The organism is Roseibium aggregatum IAM 12614, assembly GCF_000168975.1.
Taxonomy (GTDB): Bacteria; Pseudomonadota; Alphaproteobacteria; order Rhizobiales; family Stappiaceae; genus Roseibium; species Roseibium aggregatum.
On the sequence record NZ_AAUW01000004.1, the window covers coordinates 16577 to 31955 of the forward strand.

The window sequence follows — 15379 nt, forward strand, 5'->3', positions numbered from 1 at the left end:
CGCGAGGCTCGCAAAGCTTTGTTAAGATCGGGTGTTTGCACCTGATCCTGTCAGGCTGCTTCCAGCTCTGTTGCCGACTGCACAAGCAGACCGGACACGTAGTCCATGAAGGAAACCCAGGCTTCCACGACAAATGCATCCGCGCCGATCCGCCAGATCATCACCGGCGATTTGTGAAACAGCGTCCGCGTCACCGTGCCGACGGGAAAGACCTCCAGCGAGAAATCGATGAAGATCCCCGTGTTGAGCAACCAGGCGGCCTTGTCTCCGCTGACGATGATCGCTTCCGACCGGTCGGATATATCGACCAGGGCATGTGGATGAGCGGAGAGCTTCTCCTCGATCCCGTCGAAAACGGTCTTGAGGTCTTCTTCCGGTGCCAGCAACGTCCATTCGTCCGGCCCCATCCAGAGAGCTGCTCGCTTGGCCGCCGTCGTGTTCGACAGGGGCGACATGGGCAGTTCAGCGCCGAATGCAGCACCAGCGTCCTTTTGTGTGGCTTCCCGGCAGCGCAGAGAAAGGCGCGTCAACGGAGCGGCTTTCAGAATGGAGACGGACGGCAGGCTGAGGAGCGGTATTTCACCCGCGTCCGGCGTGATCAGATCGTTTGCCAGAAGTTCAGACATTGATCCGTGCTCCTTCCTTGTCATAGAACACCGTGCTGGTCACTTCGACCGGAATGCTGCCGGTCGGCATCGGCACATAGAGTGTCTTGCCTTCCAAAGCGTGGCCGTTCTTCACGATCGCAAGAGCAATCGTGCGGTCAAGCGCCGGACTGTAGTAAGACGAGGTCACGTGACCTTCTGCTGGTGTCCCGGTCGCAGGTTGCTCGGCAGTTGTGATCTGCGCACCTTCTTCCAGCTTCACTTTCGGGTCTTTCGTCAGAAGGCCAACGAACTGCTTGCGACCGTCTGCGACAAGATCGGGGCGGGCAAGACCACGCTTGCCGACGAAGTCGAACTTGTTCTTGCTGATCGCCCAGGTCATGCCGGCATCCTGCGGGGTTACGGTTCCGTCGGTGTCCTGACCAACGATGATGTAGCCCTTCTCGGCGCGCAGAACGTGCATGGATTCCGTGCCGTATACGGTGCCGTTGTGCTTTTCGATTTCCTTGGCAAGTGTTTCCCACATCATCTTGCCATGACGGCGGGGCACGTTGATCTCGAAGCCGAGTTCACCGGTGAACGAAATCCGGAACAGCCGGCAGGGAACGCCGCAGAAGGTGGCTTGCTTGACGCTCATGTGGGGGAACGCATCCGCGGAGAGATCGACACCTTCGATAAACGGCGCGATGACTTCCCGAGCCTTCGGTCCCTGAACCGCGGCAACCGCAAACTGCTCGGTCGTCGACGTGATCCAGACGTTGAGATCCGGCCATTCTGTCTGCAGGTAGTCTTCCATGGTGGCGAACACACTCGGCGCGCCGCCGGTCGTGGTGGTCACATGGAACCGGTCTTCCGCAAGGCGGCCGATAACGCCATCATCGGTGATGAAACCGGCGTCGTTGAGCAACAGGCCATAGCGGCAGCGGCCCGGAGCCAGCTTTTTCCACGGGTTGGTGTACATCCGTTCCAGGAATTCGGCCGCATCCGGTCCGACAACCTCGATCTTGCCGAGGGTGGAGGCATCGAACAGGCCGACGCTCTCCCGAACGGTCTTGCATTCGCGCGCGACAGCTGCATGCATGTCTTCGCCGTTCTTCGGGAAATACCAGGTGCGTTTCCACTGGCCGACGTCTTCAAAGACACCACCATTCTCGACAACCCAGTCATGAGAAGGGGTCTTGCGTACGGGGTCGAAGAAGTCGCCACGCGATACACCGGCAAAGAGGCCGAAGGTCGTCGGCGTATAGGGCTGACGGAACGTGGTGAGACCGACATCCGTCATCGGCTTCTGCAAAGCGCCCGAAGCAATTTCCAGCGCGTTCATGTTTGAAAGGCGGCCCTGGTCCGTGGCCATGCCGGTCGTCGTGTAACGCTTGATATGCTCGATGGAGTGCATGCCTTCGCGCACGGCCAGCTTGACGTCCTTGGCGGTTACGTCGTTCTGATAATCGACGAAAGCCTTGACCCGTGCCGCGTTGCGGTCGTGGGGCAGGGCACCAAGGATTCCGCCGGACCCGGCTTCTCCACCGGTTGCGGAAGCATAAGTGACCTTGGCGGACTTGCCGGTTGCCGCCTTTGCGGCTTCTTCCCCAGCCGCATAGCCGTCTTCAAGCGTTGCCTGCAGCCCGTAAAGGCCTTTGGCTCCACCTGCCGAGCGTTCTTTTTGAACGGAGACGCCGGGAACATAGGCTCCCTTTTCCGAATCCCACACGACCTTGCCGCGAGATTGGGAATACAGGCTGACGGTGGGTGTCCAGCCGCCGGACATCAGGAGCGCGTCGCATGCGATCTGGCCACCTGAGGCAACCTGGCCGGAGGTCATCAGGCGGCCGATCAAGGCTCCCTTGACCCGTTTGCGTCCGAGCGTGCCGGTGACGACGCATCCGGCCTCGACACGAATGCCCCGGGCTTCGGCGATGGACATCAGGCTTTCCGGCGGCGTTTCGCGCAAGTCGACAATCGCGACAACGTCAACGCCATGATCGGCGAGGTCGAATGCTGCCTGCCATGCGCTGTCGCAAGCCGTTGCCACCAGAACCTTGTGTCCGACCTTGACGCCATAGCGGTTGAGATATGTCCGTCCGGCGTCTGCGAGCAGAATACCCGGGCGGTCGTTTTCCGGAAATACCATCGGACGTTCGATGGCTCCGGCTGCGATCACCACTTCCTTGGCCCGCACCTGCCACAGCCGTTCGCGCGGCAGCTTTGGATCCGGGTTTGAAAGATGTTCTGTGACGCGTTCGGCCAGCGAAATGAAGTTATGCGCAAAGTAGCCGAAGGCCGTTGTGCGCGGCAGCAGTGTGACATTGTCCATCGCGGCAAGTTTGGCGACGGTTTCCGTCACGAAGTCCGCGGGATCCTTTCCGTCGATGCTCGCACTGACTTCCGACAGCAGCGAGCCGCCGAATTCAGCTTGCTCATCGACCAGCATGACCTTGGCCCCGGTTTCCCCGGCAGCCAGTGCGGCGGCGAGACCGGTCGGGCCAGATCCGACGACGAGGACGTCGCAGTGAGCATAGATGTTGCCGTAGACGTCGTGGTCCGGGTTCTTAGGCGGTTTGCCGAGCCCGGCGGCCGAACGGATGATCGGCTCATAGACCTTGTCCCAAAAGGCGTGCGGCCACATGAAGGTCTTGTAGTAGAAACCGGCCGGAAACAGCGGCGAAAGCAGGTCGTTGACGGCGCCGATATCGAACCCCAGCGACGGAAAACGGTTCTGCGAGATGGCTTCCAGGCCTTGATAGAGTTCGACCTGGGTCGCGCGCAGGTTCGGCGTCTGGTCGCCGTTGCGGTAGACCCCGACCAGGGCGTTCGGTTCTTCCGATCCGGCGGTCAGAATGCCGCGCGGACGGTGATACTTGAACGAACGGCCGACCAGGTGCACGCCGTTGGCAAGTAGTGCCGAGGCAAGGGTGTCGCCCTTGTGCCCCTGCATTTCCTCGCCATCAAAGGTGAAGGTAAGCTGCTCGGCGCGGTCGATCCGGCCGCCTTTTTCTGTACGGAATGGCTGGCTCATTTGCCGGCCTCCTTGGCAAGCGCTTCAAGATCCGGTTTCGGTTCGCCGGTCTTGTAGATTTTCAGAAACTTGTCGCTGACGGTGTCGCGGACTGCGTTGAAAAAACGCCCGCAGCCGTGGATATGCCGCCAGCGTTCAGCAGCGACGCCCTTGGTGTTGTCGCGCATATACAAGAATTCGACCCACTCTTCATCAGTCGCCTTGCTCGGATCGGCCGGACGCACGACATGGGCTTCACCGCGACAGGCAAACTCCATTTCCGAGCGCTCGACCTGGCAATAGGGGCAATAAATCAGCAGCATTCTTGTGATCTCCCCTAGTGGGCCACGGCCGCGGCAGCGGCTTCGTCGATGAGGCGGCCGGTGCGGAACCGGTCGATGCTGAAAGGTGCGTTGATCGGGTGCGGCTCATCCTTGGCGATCGTATGCGCGAAGACGTGACCGGATCCGGGTGTCGCCTTGAAACCGCCGGTTCCCCAGCCGCAGTTGACGTAGAGCCCCTGGACCGGCGTTTTCGACAGGATGGGAGAGCGGTCAGGCGTCGTGTCGACGATGCCAGCCCAGTTCCGCAGCATACGCATGCGCCGGAAATGCGGGAACAGTTCGCAGATCGCGTCGATGGTATGGTTGGTGATGTGGATGCCGCCTGCCTGAGAATAGGAGACGAACTGGTCCGTACCGGCACCGATCACAAGCTCTCCCTTGTCTGACTGTGAGATATACGCATGGATCGTGTTGGACATGACAACGCAAGGGAAGGCGGGTTTGACGGGCTCTGACACCAGTGCCTGCAGCGGGAAGGATTCCAGCGGCAGACGGACACCGGCCATGTCCATGACGACGGACGTGTGACCGGCGGCGACGACACCAACCTTCTTCGCCTTGATGAAGCCTTTCACCGTTTCAACGCCTTCGACAGCTCCGTTCTGGCCGCGGCGGATACCTGTGACGGCGCAGTTCTGGATGATGTCGACACCCAGGTTGTCTGCACCACGCGCATATCCCCAGGCAACCGCATCGTGACGCGCAGTGCCACCGACGCGCTGCAGGGCCGCACCCATGACCGGATAACGGATGTTCTTTGAAATGTTCAGCGGCGGGCAGTATTCCTTTGCCTCTTCCGGCGTCAGCCATTCGTTCTGGACGCCTGCCAGACGGTTGGCATGGATGTGCCGCTGCGCGACCTGAACGTCGTGAACGGTGTGCGCCAGCATCATCACGCCACGTGCGGAATACATGACGTTGTAGTTCAGTTCCTGAGACAGATTTTGCCAGAGGCCGATTGCGTGATTGTAGAGCCCGGCGCTTTCTTCCCAAAGGTAGTTGGAGCGGACGATGGTCGTATTACGACCCGTGTTGCCGCCACCGAGCCAGCCTTTTTCGATCACCGCGACATTGCGGATGCCGTGTTCCTTGGCAAGGTAATAGGCTGTCGCCAGTCCGTGCCCGCCAGCGCCGACGATGACGACGTCATATTCGGCCTTGGGCTCCGGCGCCCGCCACTGGCGGCCCCAGTTCTGGTGCGCGGAAAAGGCGTTTTTGGCCAGTTCCAGAAAGGAATATCGCTTCATGAAGCAGCGGCTCCGCACGTTGCCGGCGAGCAGATCGGAAAATCCGGTCGGCCGACCGTCAGGGTCAATACGCAATAGGACGACGACTTTACCGATAGCGATAAAGGCTCGTCCATTGCGAGGCATATTCGCGATTGGGGACGAAGTTGCGTATAAGGTTTCAGTCGCATGCTTGTCTGAATGCGACATGGACGATGAACGTGTTGCGGCGAATGGTGTCAGTCGTCAAAAAAGTCGCAAAATCAAAGAGTTTCTGCGAGGTCCGAAAGGCGCCTTTCCCGATGAAATCCATCGATATGCGCAATACCGGCAGCAGAAGCGGCATCCGTTCTTGCATTTGCAGACACGGACGTTAACTCTGCCGGTGAAACATACATCAGGAGATCCTTCATGGAAGTTCGCGCCGCTGTGGCCGTTGGGGCCGGAAAACCGCTTGAAGTCACCACTGTGAGGCTGGAAGGCCCGCGTGCTTTTGAAGTGCTGGTGGAAATCAAGGCTACCGGCATCTGTCATACCGACGAGTTCACCTTGTCGGGTGCGGATCCGGAAGGCTTGTTTCCAGCGATTCTTGGGCACGAAGGGGCTGGTGTCGTTGTCGAGGTTGGCCCGGGAGTGACCACCTTGAAGCCGGGTGACCACGTCATTCCGCTTTATACGCCCGAGTGCCGGACCTGCGAGTACTGCCTTAACCCGAAAACAAATCTCTGCCAGTCGATCCGTGCGACACAGGGCCAGGGGCTGATGCCGGATGGCTCGTCCCGATTCTCGACCCTCGATGGCGATCCGATTCTGCACTACATGGGGACGTCGACTTTCTCCAACTACACGGTCGTGCCGGAAATCGCTTTGGCGAAGATCCGTCCGGACGCCCCTTTCGACAAGGTCTGCTACATCGGCTGTGGTGTCACCACGGGCATTGGTGCCGTGATCAACACCGCCAAGGTTGAAATCGGTTCGCGCGCGATTGTCTTCGGTCTCGGTGGCATCGGTCTGAACGTTATCCAGGGTCTGCGCCTTGCAGGTGCCGACCAGATTGTCGGCGTCGACCTGAACCCGGAAAAGAAAGAGATGGCCGAGCGCTTCGGTATGACCGATTTCGTCAATCCGAGCGAAGTCGACGGCGACCTTGTGCCGTATCTGGTGAACCTCACCAAAGGCGGCGCCGACTACACTTTCGATGCCACCGGCAATGTGAACGTCATGCGCACGGCGCTGGAATCTGCCCATAAGGGCTGGGGTGAAAGCATCATCATCGGTGTTGCACCGGCGGGTGCCGAAATCTCGACCCGTCCGTTCCAGCTTGTGACCGGCCGCGTCTGGAAAGGCACGGCATTCGGTGGCGCACGAGGCCGCACCGACGTGCCGAAGATCGTCGACTGGTACATGGACGGCAAGATCGAGATCGATCCGATGATCACCCACACGATGCCGCTAGAAGACATCAACAAGGGCTTCGATCTGATGCACTCCGGTGAGTCTATTCGCTCGGTTGTGGTTTACTGATCGGACGGAGGGCTTAAGGCGCCCACACCATTAAGAGCGTCGTCCCTGCGTCCGCAGGGACGCGCATGCCGTGTTGACGTAAGTCTTTCCGGGCGAGCGAAGCAAAGAACCGGAAAGCCCTTCCTTTTTCGCGGCTATTCAGAGATTGGAATTGATTGACAATGAAAACCCTCTCCGAAAACAAGTCTTTTGGTGGCACGCAGGGTGTCTACAGCCACATGTCGGAAGCCTGCGGCTGTGAGATGACCTTTGCGGTCTACATTCCCCCGCAGGCAAAGGACGGACCGGTTCCGTGCCTTTGGTACCTGTCAGGCCTGACCTGTAACCATGAAAACGCCATGACCAAGGCCGGGCTGCAGGCCCATGCCGCCGAGTTCGGTATTGCCGTCGTTTTCCCGGATACGAGCCCGCGCGGCGAGGGCATTGCCAATGACGAGGCTTACGATCTGGGTCAGGGCGCCGGGTTTTATGTCAATGCCACCGAAGCACCTTGGGCTCCGCACTTCCAGATGGAAACCTACATCGCCAGTGAATTGCGCGATCTTGTGACCGAAAACTTCCCGGTCTCGGTTCACCATGGCATCACCGGGCATTCCATGGGCGGGCACGGCGCGCTGACACTGGCGATGAAATATCCTGGGCATTACCAGTCGCTGTCCGCTTTCGCACCGATTGCACACCCAACGGCTTCCGACTGGGGTCGCAAACAGCTCGGGGCCTATCTCGGAACCGACGAGACCCTCTGGAAAGCGCATGACGCTACGCTTCTGGTCGGGGAAACGGGCTGGGCCGGCGACGTTCTGATCGATCAGGGTGCTGGCGATCAGTTCTACGATCTGCTCAAACCCGGTGCTCTCATCGACGCGTTGACCGAAACGAAGACGGCTCATACCTACCGGTTGCAGGCAGGCTATGACCATTCCTACTATTTTGTGTCCACATTTGCACGCGACCATGTTGCCTGGCATGCCGAGCGGTTGAAGGGATAATCTAAGCCCTTCTGGCCAGGTTCTTTTCACTCAAGGCCTTCGCGTACGCGCTTTCGGCGAATTTTCTGGTTAGCCTCAATTCGCCCAACATGTACCATTCTTCGATGTGTTCGAGCACGATCGGCTCGAACACATCGTTCATGTCGTGGATGGTTTCCCGAATATCGTAGCCGGTAGAGCCTTCCTGCCTTTCCAGGGGCGGCAGAAGGATCATCTTGAAACGGGCCGGACCCAGCCGTGTCAGATAGGTCGGGATGATGGTGCCGCCACAGGAGTTGGCGAGTTTCACGGCAACAACCGCATTTCCCCTGGATGGCAGCGGGCGGCCGAAACACGGCAGATGAACCTGTTTGTCGCGAACTTCGTCTACAAATATGGTTATGGAATACCGGCCGCTGGTCATCAAGCGGTGCAGCCGGTAGGCGCTTCGCTGGCCTGGCGGGAAAAGATACTGGTTCCGTTCCTTGCGGATGGCATGAACGATGCGGTTCTTGAAGCGGTTTGGTTCCGGTTGAAACGGGCCGATACTCGGTCCGGCAAGACCCTCGTGGATCGCAACGAAAAGCGCTTCCCATGTGGCAAGATGTACGGATGTGAAAATCACCGGCGTGCCTTTGGCTTGCGCCGCTTTCAGATGTTCCAGACCTTCAACTTCGATTTGAGAGTTTTTCCATAACTTGTTGACAATACTGAATTCAGATATTGTCCGGCCGATGTTATGCCACCATCGGTCCAGTCCGGCGCTCCGGTCTGCCTCATCAGTATATCGTCCCACGGTGAGCGTTTCAAAATTCCGGCTGATGCGCTGCGGAAACAGCTTGTCGCGATATGACCAGCGCATCATCGGCACAAGCAGATTGCCGAAGCCGGACACGAAGGCCGTGGGACACACTTTCAGGGTATGATGAAAAATGGTGTTGAACACACCGTCTTTGACATGCGCAACCCAGTGAAGGCGAGCAGCCTTGCGCTTTGTTTCGTCCTGAGAAACGATGTCCCTCAGGCACGGGGCTGCCGGCTCTTCCGCCAGGGTTTCGGTGAAGGGTATATCTTCCAGCCGTGTCTGTTTCGTCATGTACGGCGCGGATGCAGCGTCATAGGCAGGTTTTCGCCCGGGCGCAGGGTCAGCCGGGCAACCGGTTGAACGTCCGTTCCCTCTTTCAGCTTCAGTTCAAAATCCTGAGCGAGAATAGCCAGGCTGAGAATGGCTTCCGTCATGCCGAACTGAAGTCCGGCGCAGATGCGCGGCCCGATGCTGAAGGGCACATAGCCATATTTGTTGGGCTTCTTCGATTTCGGATTGAGGAATCGGCCCGGATCGAAGACATCCGGCTTCGACCATAGCACCGGATTGCGGTGCATCAGCCACGGCACCACCATGACCAGGGACCCCTTGGGGACGGATTTGCCGCCAATGCTGGTGTCTGCCATTGCTTCGCGTGCGAGGATCGGCACCGGCGGATAAAGCCGCAAGGTCTCTTCGATCACTGCCTTGGTGTAGGGCAGGTTGGGCACATCCTGGAATGTCGGCGACCGGCCGGCAAGGACCGTATCGAGTTCGGCCTGCAGCTTGGCGCGGCTCTTGTCGCATTGGGACAACAGGAACCAGGCCCAGGCCAGCGTGTTGGCGGTGGTTTCATGTCCAGCCATGAAGATCACGGCCGCTTCGCTGATTATGGCGTCGCGGCTGAGCGGTTCGCCGTTCTCGTCTCTGGCTTCCAGCAAGCCGCCAATAACGGATGTTTCGCCGCTTTCCTTCTGCGCTTCGTAGCTGGCGATAATCTTGTCGAGTACCGTCATGATACGCTCGACAGGCTTTTTGATCGCGCGGCCACGAAACCGGGGCAGCCACTCAGGCAGACCGAACAGAGACAGAATATCAATCTGGTCGATATGGCGCTGGTAATCGGAAAAGCCCTGAACGACTTCTGCGGCATAGTCCTTGCCGAGTTGCCGTCCGAAAATGGTCCGGCAAATGATTTCTGCGGTCAGGTGGGCCATGTCGGCCAATGCGTCAACTTCGGCCCCTTCGCCCTGGACGGCCCAGTCAGCCCGCTTTTCCTCGATGGTCTCGATCATGATCGGCGCGAACCCTCTGACCCGCGACCCGTGGATGATCGGCGCCACGACCTTGCGGCGCTTTGCCCAGGTTTCCGTGTCACTGATGAACAGTCCGTCGCCGAGCAGGGGCTGCAGCGCATGACGCATCTGCGGGCTCTTGCGTTGCAGGACCTCGTGATTGGTTTGAAAGGCCTCTCGCACCACGTCCGGCCGGTTGCAGATCACCAGTTCCCGCGTGAAGATCTTTTTGCTTCTCAGGCGGCTTTGAAAATCGTCAACGCCCCAGATGGACAGGAAATTGCGTTTGGCCATGCCGATCAGGCTCCAGACCGGCGGCATCTTTTCATAACGGAACGGGTAGGGCGGCACGAAGTCTTCGGCCTTGGTGGTTGTCGCCCCGACCTTGCGGGTGTCACCTGAAACTTGCGCGGAAACAGTCACTAAAAATATCCGAATTTGTTCTGGTTTTACCGGAATAACCTATCAGATGGCTTTTAGTCACTTGGGCCGAACACGTAAAGCACAGAGCGCAAGTACCAGCCATCCGAGGATCACCATCATGCCTCCGATGGGAGCGGACATCGGAAACAGGCGTCTTTCCAGAAAGGCGCGCATCAGCAGATCGCCACAGAACAGAGTTAGACCCGCAGCAAGCAATACCAGAACGGCGGGAAGCAGCGGCACTCTTCGGACTTGAGCAAGAAGGCCGATGCCCAGAATAACTGGCGCATGAAACAGAAGCATCTGCGCGGCGGTTTCGATCAGGTTCGAAGCGTTGGCATGGGCGGAAAGCGCCAGGCTCACGACACCGGCAGCACCGATGATGCCCGACAGGATCAGACCTATTCGGAGCAGTGGGGCAGTTGGGATAGCCTGTGGCTGCATGACGGTATTGTCCGGTCCATTGGAAAAGATCAGCCCGCCGGTTCGAACCGGCGGGTATTGAGAATGAACTGGATCAGGCAGCGAACCCGCGCTTTTCCAGGAGAGCGTCAATCCGGGGAGCCCGGCCCCGGAACGCGAGGTAAGCTGCCTCCGGGTCCTGTCGGCCACCGGCGGAATAGATGTTGGTCAGCAGTTTTTCAGCCGTTTCCGGATCAAACACATCGCCTTTTTCTTCAAAGGCTTCGAAAGCGTCCGCGTCCATGACTTCCGACCACATGTAGCTGTAATACCCGGCCGAATAGCCGTCGCCGGAAAAGACATGCTGAAAATGCGGGATGCGGTGGCGCAGGGTGATGGCACGCGGCATGCCGATCTTGCCGAGCTCTTCCTTTTCGAAGGCAGCAATGTCGAGTTCAGACGGCGTGTCCAACTGATGCAGTTCGAGATCGATCAACGCGGATGCAGTGTATTCGACCGTCGCAAAGCCCTGATTGAAATTGGCGGCAGCGAGCAACTTGTCGAGAAGCTCCTTGGGCATCGGTTCGCCGGTTTTGTAATGAACTGCGTATTTCGAAAGCACTTCGGGCTGAGACAGCCAGTGTTCATAAAGCTGAGAGGGCAGCTCGACGAAATCACGCGAGACGCTGGTGCCCGAGATCATCGGGTAGGTTACGTCCGACAAGAGACCGTGAAGACCGTGGCCGAACTCGTGGAACAGTGTGCGGGCGTCATCGAAGGTCAGAAGCGTGGCCTGTCCCTTGGCGCCCTTGGAGAAGTTCATCACATTGACGATAATCGGCGTGACGTCTCCGTCCAGCCTATGCTGCGAGCGGAAGGCGCTCATCCAGGCACCTGAGCGTTTCGACGACCGCGCAAAATAATCGCCGAGGAAAAGACCGACGTGTTTTCCGTCCTTGCCGAGAACTTCAAACACCCGGACATCGGGATGGTAGACCGGCAGGTCTTTGAGTTCTTTGAAGGTAAGCCCGAAGAGACGCGTTGCAGTGTCAAAAGCAGCCTGGATGATGTTCTCAAGCTGCAGGTATGGCTTCAGCTCCGTTTCATCCAGGTCGTGCTCCGCCTTGCGGACCTTTTCGGAATAAAAACGCCAGTCCCAGGCTTCAATTGAATGATTTTCTCCGGCACTGCGGGCCATCTCCGCGAGTTTTGCTTCTTCCTCCCGAGCCTGGGCGACAGCCGGTTCCCAAACCTTTTCGAGCAAACCTCTGACATTGTCAGGCGTCTTGGCCATCGTGTCGTCGAGTTTGAATTCCGCAAAATTCTTGAAACCAAGCATCCGGGCTTTCTCGTCCCGGAGCTTGAGCGTTTCAATGATGATGGCCTGATTGTCCGTCTGGCCACCGTTTTCCCCGCGGGCAGACCAGGCTTTGAAAGCTTCTTCGCGCAGGCGACGGTTCGTGGAAAACTGCAGGAAGGGTTCGATAGACGAACGTGACAGCGTGATGACGTGTTTTCCATCCAGCCCACGTTCGTTTGCAGCTTCTGCAGCCGCCGTCAGCAGAAAGTCGGGCAGGCCCGCACGGTCTTCCTCGGTTTCGAGAACGAGCTGATAGTCCGACTCATCCTTGAGAACGTTCTGGGAAAAACTGGTGCCCAGGGTGGCAAGTCTTTGCGAAATATCAGCCATCCGTGCCTTGCCAGCCTCGTCGAGACCGGCTCCGGCGCGCTGGAACATTTTCTGATACCGCTCCAGAACGCGTGCGTCTTCGGCATTGAGGCCAAGCGTATCTCTTTGGTCCCACAACGCCTCAATGCGTCCGTATAGCTCAGAGTTCAGCAGCATTTCCGAGGAATGCTTGGCCAGTTTCGGCGCAACATCGCGTTCGATCTTTTGCAGGGCCTCGTTGGTATGGGCACCGGTCAGATTGAAGAACGTTCTTGCCACCTTCGTAAGCTTCTTTCCCGATGTTTCGAGGGCGACGATGGTGTTCTCGAACGTCGGCGGCGCATCCTGATTGGCAATCCTGTCGGTGTCTGCCCGGGCTTCTGCCATGGCCACGTCGAAGGCTTCCTCGAAGTGCTCGGGAGCGATGGCTTCGAAGGGCGGCAGATCGAACGGTGTGGTCCAGTCGGCAAGAAGCGGATTGACGGTCATTTGAGCCTCAGATTGTATCTTGAAGGATGTGAGCGACATATGGCGCAGTTCATTGCAGGTTCCAAGCGCTCGCCAGCCAAATAGTGGTTCGCGTCTCGATTGGCATCACTAGACGCGAGGAGACCGGTGATGGGAAACCACCGATAAGTTTGTTGCTGGTAAAAGTGCCTGGAGGTTTCTACCACATTGAGGTTTTGGCACGCTCGGGCCATTCCTGGTCATAGGCTTTGCCATCGAAACTCGACTTGATTTCCTGCATGATTGCACCGGGTGACGGCAGGTCTCCCTTGGCAATCCTAGTCTCCGGTTCCCAAAGACCTGCGCGCATGATTGCCCGGGCACATTGAAAGTAGACGGAGCCGATCGTGACGACGATCACCGAACGCGGCAAATGGCCTTCCTTTTCGAAGCCGGCGATGAGGTCCTCGTCGACAGAGACAACCGCCTTGCCATTGATCCTCAGAACGTTGTTCCAGCCGGGCACCATGAACATGAGCGAAACGCGCGGATCGCGAACGATATTGCGCAGCGAGTCGATCCGGTTGTTGCCGCGCCGGTCGGGCATCAATAGCGTCCGGTCGTCTTTTATCCTCACAACCATTCCGTCGTCTCCACGTGGAGAACAATCGAGCCCTTCTGGGCCGCAGGTTGCGAGCGTACAGAAGCTCGATGCTTCTAATATCGCCCGGTAAGCCGGGCTCAGGTAGTCGATTTCCTTGACCAGGGACGCTTCACCGGCAGTGCCGTAATGTGCGTGAAGGTCCTCAAGGGTAGTGAGGATGCTCATGTCAGTGATTCCGGGCGGTTGTACGCGAAAGAAGGCGAGAGCCACAGCTTATCCGTCCGGATTGGTCTCCGTCAATTTGGTCCCGGAGACACTCAGACCTTCACGCAACCTTGCACTTTGGTCTAACGCCTTGAATTCTTGGATTTTTGCCTCATTCCGTTAAGGTAATTTTGCGTTGCGGTATGAAGGTGTGGCAAGTGGCTGAATTTCAACAAGAATAAAAATGATGCAATGCAATATATTTGAGGGTGAAAATCGAATATTAGCCCTGAATACTTCGAAAGTATAATGATCGGTTGGGGTTGGTCGATCCGATAGTCGTATTGCTGTTTTGCGGGTGATTTTTTTACAGTCACTGCAGCTTGCAGTTTTGGTGCGGAGGAGCCGGGATCCCGGACGGGAAAATGCCGGAATTGCTTGCAGCTGTACAGCTATTGCAGGCGTGCCCGAGGTGGGTACGCAACGCCTTTCTGGGAGGAAAGTATGAGCTTAATTCGTAAACCCCTCAATCGTCGTTCCATTTTGCGCGCTGGTGCTCTGGGCGGTGCCGCTCTGGCAACGCCGACCATTTTCACCAGCCGCGCATGGTCTGCCGGTTACCTCAACGAGCCGACAGGCGCTGAAGTCGTTCTGGGCTTCAACGTTCCGCAGACCGGCGCTTATGCCGACGAAGGGGCGGACGAACTGCGTGCCTATCAGTTGGCTGTGAAACACTTGAACGGTGAAGGCGACGGCGGTCTGCTGAACACCTTCTCGTCCAAGGAACTCCAGGGCAACGGCGTCAACGGCAAGAAGGTTGCCTTCGTTACCGGCGATACGCAGACCAAATCCGATGCGGCCCGCGCATCCGCAAAGCGCATGATTGAAAAAGACGGCGCAATCATGATCACCGGTGGTTCGTCCTCCGGCGTCGCGATTGCCGTCCAGTCGCTCTGCCAGGAAGCAGGCGTCATCTTCATGGCCGGTCTGACACACTCCAACGACACCACCGGCAAGGACAAGCGCAAGAACGGTTTCCGTCACTTCTTCAACACCGAAATGTCCGGCGCTGCACTGGCACCGGTGCTGAAGAACAACTACGGAACCGACCGCAAGGCCTATCACTTGACCGCCGACTACACGTGGGGCTGGTCTCAGGAAGAGTCCATCAAGAAGTACACCGAAGGCATGGGCTGGGAGACGACTGCAGCCGTTCGCACGCCGCTTGGTGCTGGTGACTTCTCGCAGTATATCACGCCGGTTCTGAACTCCGGTGCCGATGTTCTGGTCCTGAACCACTACGGCAAGGACATGGTGAACTCCCTGACCCAGGCCGTTCAGTTCGGTCTGCGTGACAAACAGGTCAACGGCAAGGACTTCGTGATCGTGGTTCCGCTGTATTCCCGCCTGATGGCGCAGGGTGCCGGTGAAAACGTGAAGGGCATCTTCGGTTCCACCAACTGGCACTGGTCGCTGCAGGATGAAGGCTCCAAGGCTTTCGTGAAGTCCTTCGGCCAGGAATACGGCTTCCCGCCGAGCCAGGCTGCCCACACCTGCTACGTGCAGACACTGCTGTATGCCGACGCCGCACAGCGAGCAGGCACGTTCGATCCTTGCGCGATTGCCGCAGCCCTCGAAGGATTCGAATTCGATGGAATGGGCAACGGTCCGACGCTCTATCGCGCCGAAGACCACCAGTGCTTCAAGGACGTTCTGGTCGTGAAGGGTAAAGAAAACCCGAGCTCCCAGTTCGACCTTCTGGAAGTGGTGGAAATCACTCCGCGTTCGCAGGTCGAATACCCGGCAGACTTGCTGGGTGGCGAACTCGGCGCGTGCAACAACGGCGCATAAGCCCTTGAAAGTCGGCA

13 protein-coding genes are annotated in these 15379 nt (G+C 58.2%); 4 read left to right on the forward strand and 9 right to left on the reverse strand.

Annotation, left to right across the window (positions count from 1 at the left end):
- Positions 1–50: 50 nt before the first annotated feature.
- The 4 genes from SIAM614_RS06160 to SIAM614_RS06175 are packed head-to-tail and all read right to left on the reverse strand — an operon-like array spanning position 51 to position 5191.
- Positions 51–626, reverse strand: a complete 576-nt coding sequence (locus tag SIAM614_RS06160; RefSeq protein WP_006932919.1) for a sarcosine oxidase subunit gamma — start codon at positions 624–626, stop codon at positions 51–53.
- Positions 619–3621 carry a sarcosine oxidase subunit alpha family protein gene (locus SIAM614_RS06165; RefSeq protein ID WP_006932920.1) on the reverse strand — a complete coding sequence of 1001 codons (3003 nt, stop codon included), beginning with the start codon at positions 3619–3621 and terminating at the stop codon, positions 619–621. Before SIAM614_RS06165 ends, SIAM614_RS06160 begins: the two co-directional genes overlap by 8 nt.
- Positions 3618–3923 (reverse strand): sarcosine oxidase subunit delta, encoded by a 306-nt coding sequence (locus tag SIAM614_RS06170; RefSeq protein ID WP_006932921.1) that lies wholly within the window; start codon positions 3921–3923, stop codon positions 3618–3620. The genes SIAM614_RS06165 and SIAM614_RS06170 overlap by 4 nt, the downstream gene beginning before the upstream one ends.
- A 14-nt stretch (positions 3924–3937) precedes the next feature.
- On the reverse strand, positions 3938–5191 hold the full coding sequence (locus SIAM614_RS06175) for a sarcosine oxidase subunit beta family protein (RefSeq protein ID WP_006932922.1): 1254 nt from the start codon (positions 5189–5191) through the stop codon (positions 3938–3940).
- A gap of 187 nt (positions 5192–5378) precedes the next feature.
- Between SIAM614_RS06175 and SIAM614_RS31890 the strand changes: the two genes are divergently transcribed.
- The 3 genes from SIAM614_RS31890 (at position 5379) to fghA (ending at position 7683) form a co-directional block, all read left to right on the forward strand.
- Entirely contained in the window at positions 5379–5642 is a 264-nt protein-coding gene (locus SIAM614_RS31890; protein WP_157139707.1) for a hypothetical protein, read from the forward strand.
- On the forward strand, positions 5582–6694 hold the full coding sequence (locus tag SIAM614_RS06180; protein WP_006932924.1) for an S-(hydroxymethyl)glutathione dehydrogenase/class III alcohol dehydrogenase: 1113 nt from the start codon (positions 5582–5584) through the stop codon (positions 6692–6694). The genes SIAM614_RS31890 and SIAM614_RS06180 overlap by 61 nt, the downstream gene beginning before the upstream one ends.
- Before the next feature lie 161 nt (positions 6695–6855).
- Positions 6856–7683, forward strand: coding sequence for an S-formylglutathione hydrolase (gene fghA, locus SIAM614_RS06185; protein WP_006932925.1), 828 nt, complete (start codon positions 6856–6858; stop codon positions 7681–7683).
- Between the two features lies 1 nt (position 7684).
- Here fghA and SIAM614_RS06190 read toward each other — a convergent pair whose 3' ends face one another.
- The 5 genes from SIAM614_RS06190 to SIAM614_RS06210 form a co-directional block, all read right to left on the reverse strand.
- Positions 7685–8758, reverse strand: coding sequence for a lysophospholipid acyltransferase family protein (locus tag SIAM614_RS06190; RefSeq protein ID WP_006932926.1), 1074 nt, complete (start codon positions 8756–8758; stop codon positions 7685–7687).
- Entirely contained in the window at positions 8755–10185 is a 1431-nt protein-coding gene (locus SIAM614_RS06195; protein WP_006932930.1) for a cytochrome P450, read from the reverse strand. The genes SIAM614_RS06190 and SIAM614_RS06195 overlap by 4 nt, the downstream gene beginning before the upstream one ends.
- Positions 10186–10242: 57 nt before the next feature.
- Positions 10243–10629, reverse strand: coding sequence for a DUF423 domain-containing protein (locus SIAM614_RS06200; protein WP_006932931.1), 387 nt, complete (start codon positions 10627–10629; stop codon positions 10243–10245).
- 73 nt (positions 10630–10702) lie between these two features.
- On the reverse strand, positions 10703–12745 hold the full coding sequence (locus SIAM614_RS06205) for a M3 family metallopeptidase (RefSeq protein ID WP_040439463.1): 2043 nt from the start codon (positions 12743–12745) through the stop codon (positions 10703–10705).
- Between the two features lie 178 nt (positions 12746–12923).
- Complete coding sequence (locus SIAM614_RS06210; protein ID WP_040439465.1) at positions 12924–13532, reverse strand: pyridoxamine 5'-phosphate oxidase family protein; 609 nt, start codon at positions 13530–13532, stop codon at positions 12924–12926.
- Positions 13533–14015: 483 nt separating this feature from the next.
- Here SIAM614_RS06210 and SIAM614_RS06215 point away from each other — a divergent pair, with 483 nt between their 5' ends.
- Entirely contained in the window at positions 14016–15362 is a 1347-nt protein-coding gene (locus SIAM614_RS06215; protein ID WP_040439467.1) for a substrate-binding protein, read from the forward strand.
- The last annotated feature ends 17 nt before the right edge of the window (positions 15363–15379 follow it).

Bases quoted from the DNA above. Each gene is read 5' to 3' on its own strand.
- SIAM614_RS06160 (WP_006932919.1), bottom strand. From the start codon at position 626: ATGTCTGAACTTCTGGCAAACGATCTGATCACGCCGGACGCGGGTGAA.
- SIAM614_RS06165 (WP_006932920.1), bottom strand. From the start codon at position 3,621: ATGAGCCAGCCATTCCGTACAGAAAAAGGCGGCCGGATCGACCGCGCC.
- SIAM614_RS06170 (WP_006932921.1), bottom strand. From the start codon at position 3,923: ATGCTGCTGATTTATTGCCCCTATTGCCAGGTCGAGCGCTCGGAAATG.
- SIAM614_RS06175 (WP_006932922.1), bottom strand. From the start codon at position 5,191: ATGAAGCGATATTCCTTTCTGGAACTGGCCAAAAACGCCTTTTCCGCG.
- SIAM614_RS31890 (WP_157139707.1), top strand. From the start codon at position 5,379: ATGGACGATGAACGTGTTGCGGCGAATGGTGTCAGTCGTCAAAAAAGT.
- SIAM614_RS06180 (WP_006932924.1), top strand. From the start codon at position 5,582: ATGGAAGTTCGCGCCGCTGTGGCCGTTGGGGCCGGAAAACCGCTTGAA.
- fghA (WP_006932925.1), top strand. From the start codon at position 6,856: ATGAAAACCCTCTCCGAAAACAAGTCTTTTGGTGGCACGCAGGGTGTC.
- SIAM614_RS06190 (WP_006932926.1), bottom strand. From the start codon at position 8,758: ATGACGAAACAGACACGGCTGGAAGATATACCCTTCACCGAAACCCTG.
- SIAM614_RS06200 (WP_006932931.1), bottom strand. From the start codon at position 10,629: ATGCAGCCACAGGCTATCCCAACTGCCCCACTGCTCCGAATAGGTCTG.
- SIAM614_RS06205 (WP_040439463.1), bottom strand. From the start codon at position 12,745: ATGACCGTCAATCCGCTTCTTGCCGACTGGACCACACCGTTCGATCTG.
- SIAM614_RS06210 (WP_040439465.1), bottom strand. From the start codon at position 13,532: ATGAGCATCCTCACTACCCTTGAGGACCTTCACGCACATTACGGCACT.
- SIAM614_RS06215 (WP_040439467.1), top strand. From the start codon at position 14,016: ATGAGCTTAATTCGTAAACCCCTCAATCGTCGTTCCATTTTGCGCGCT.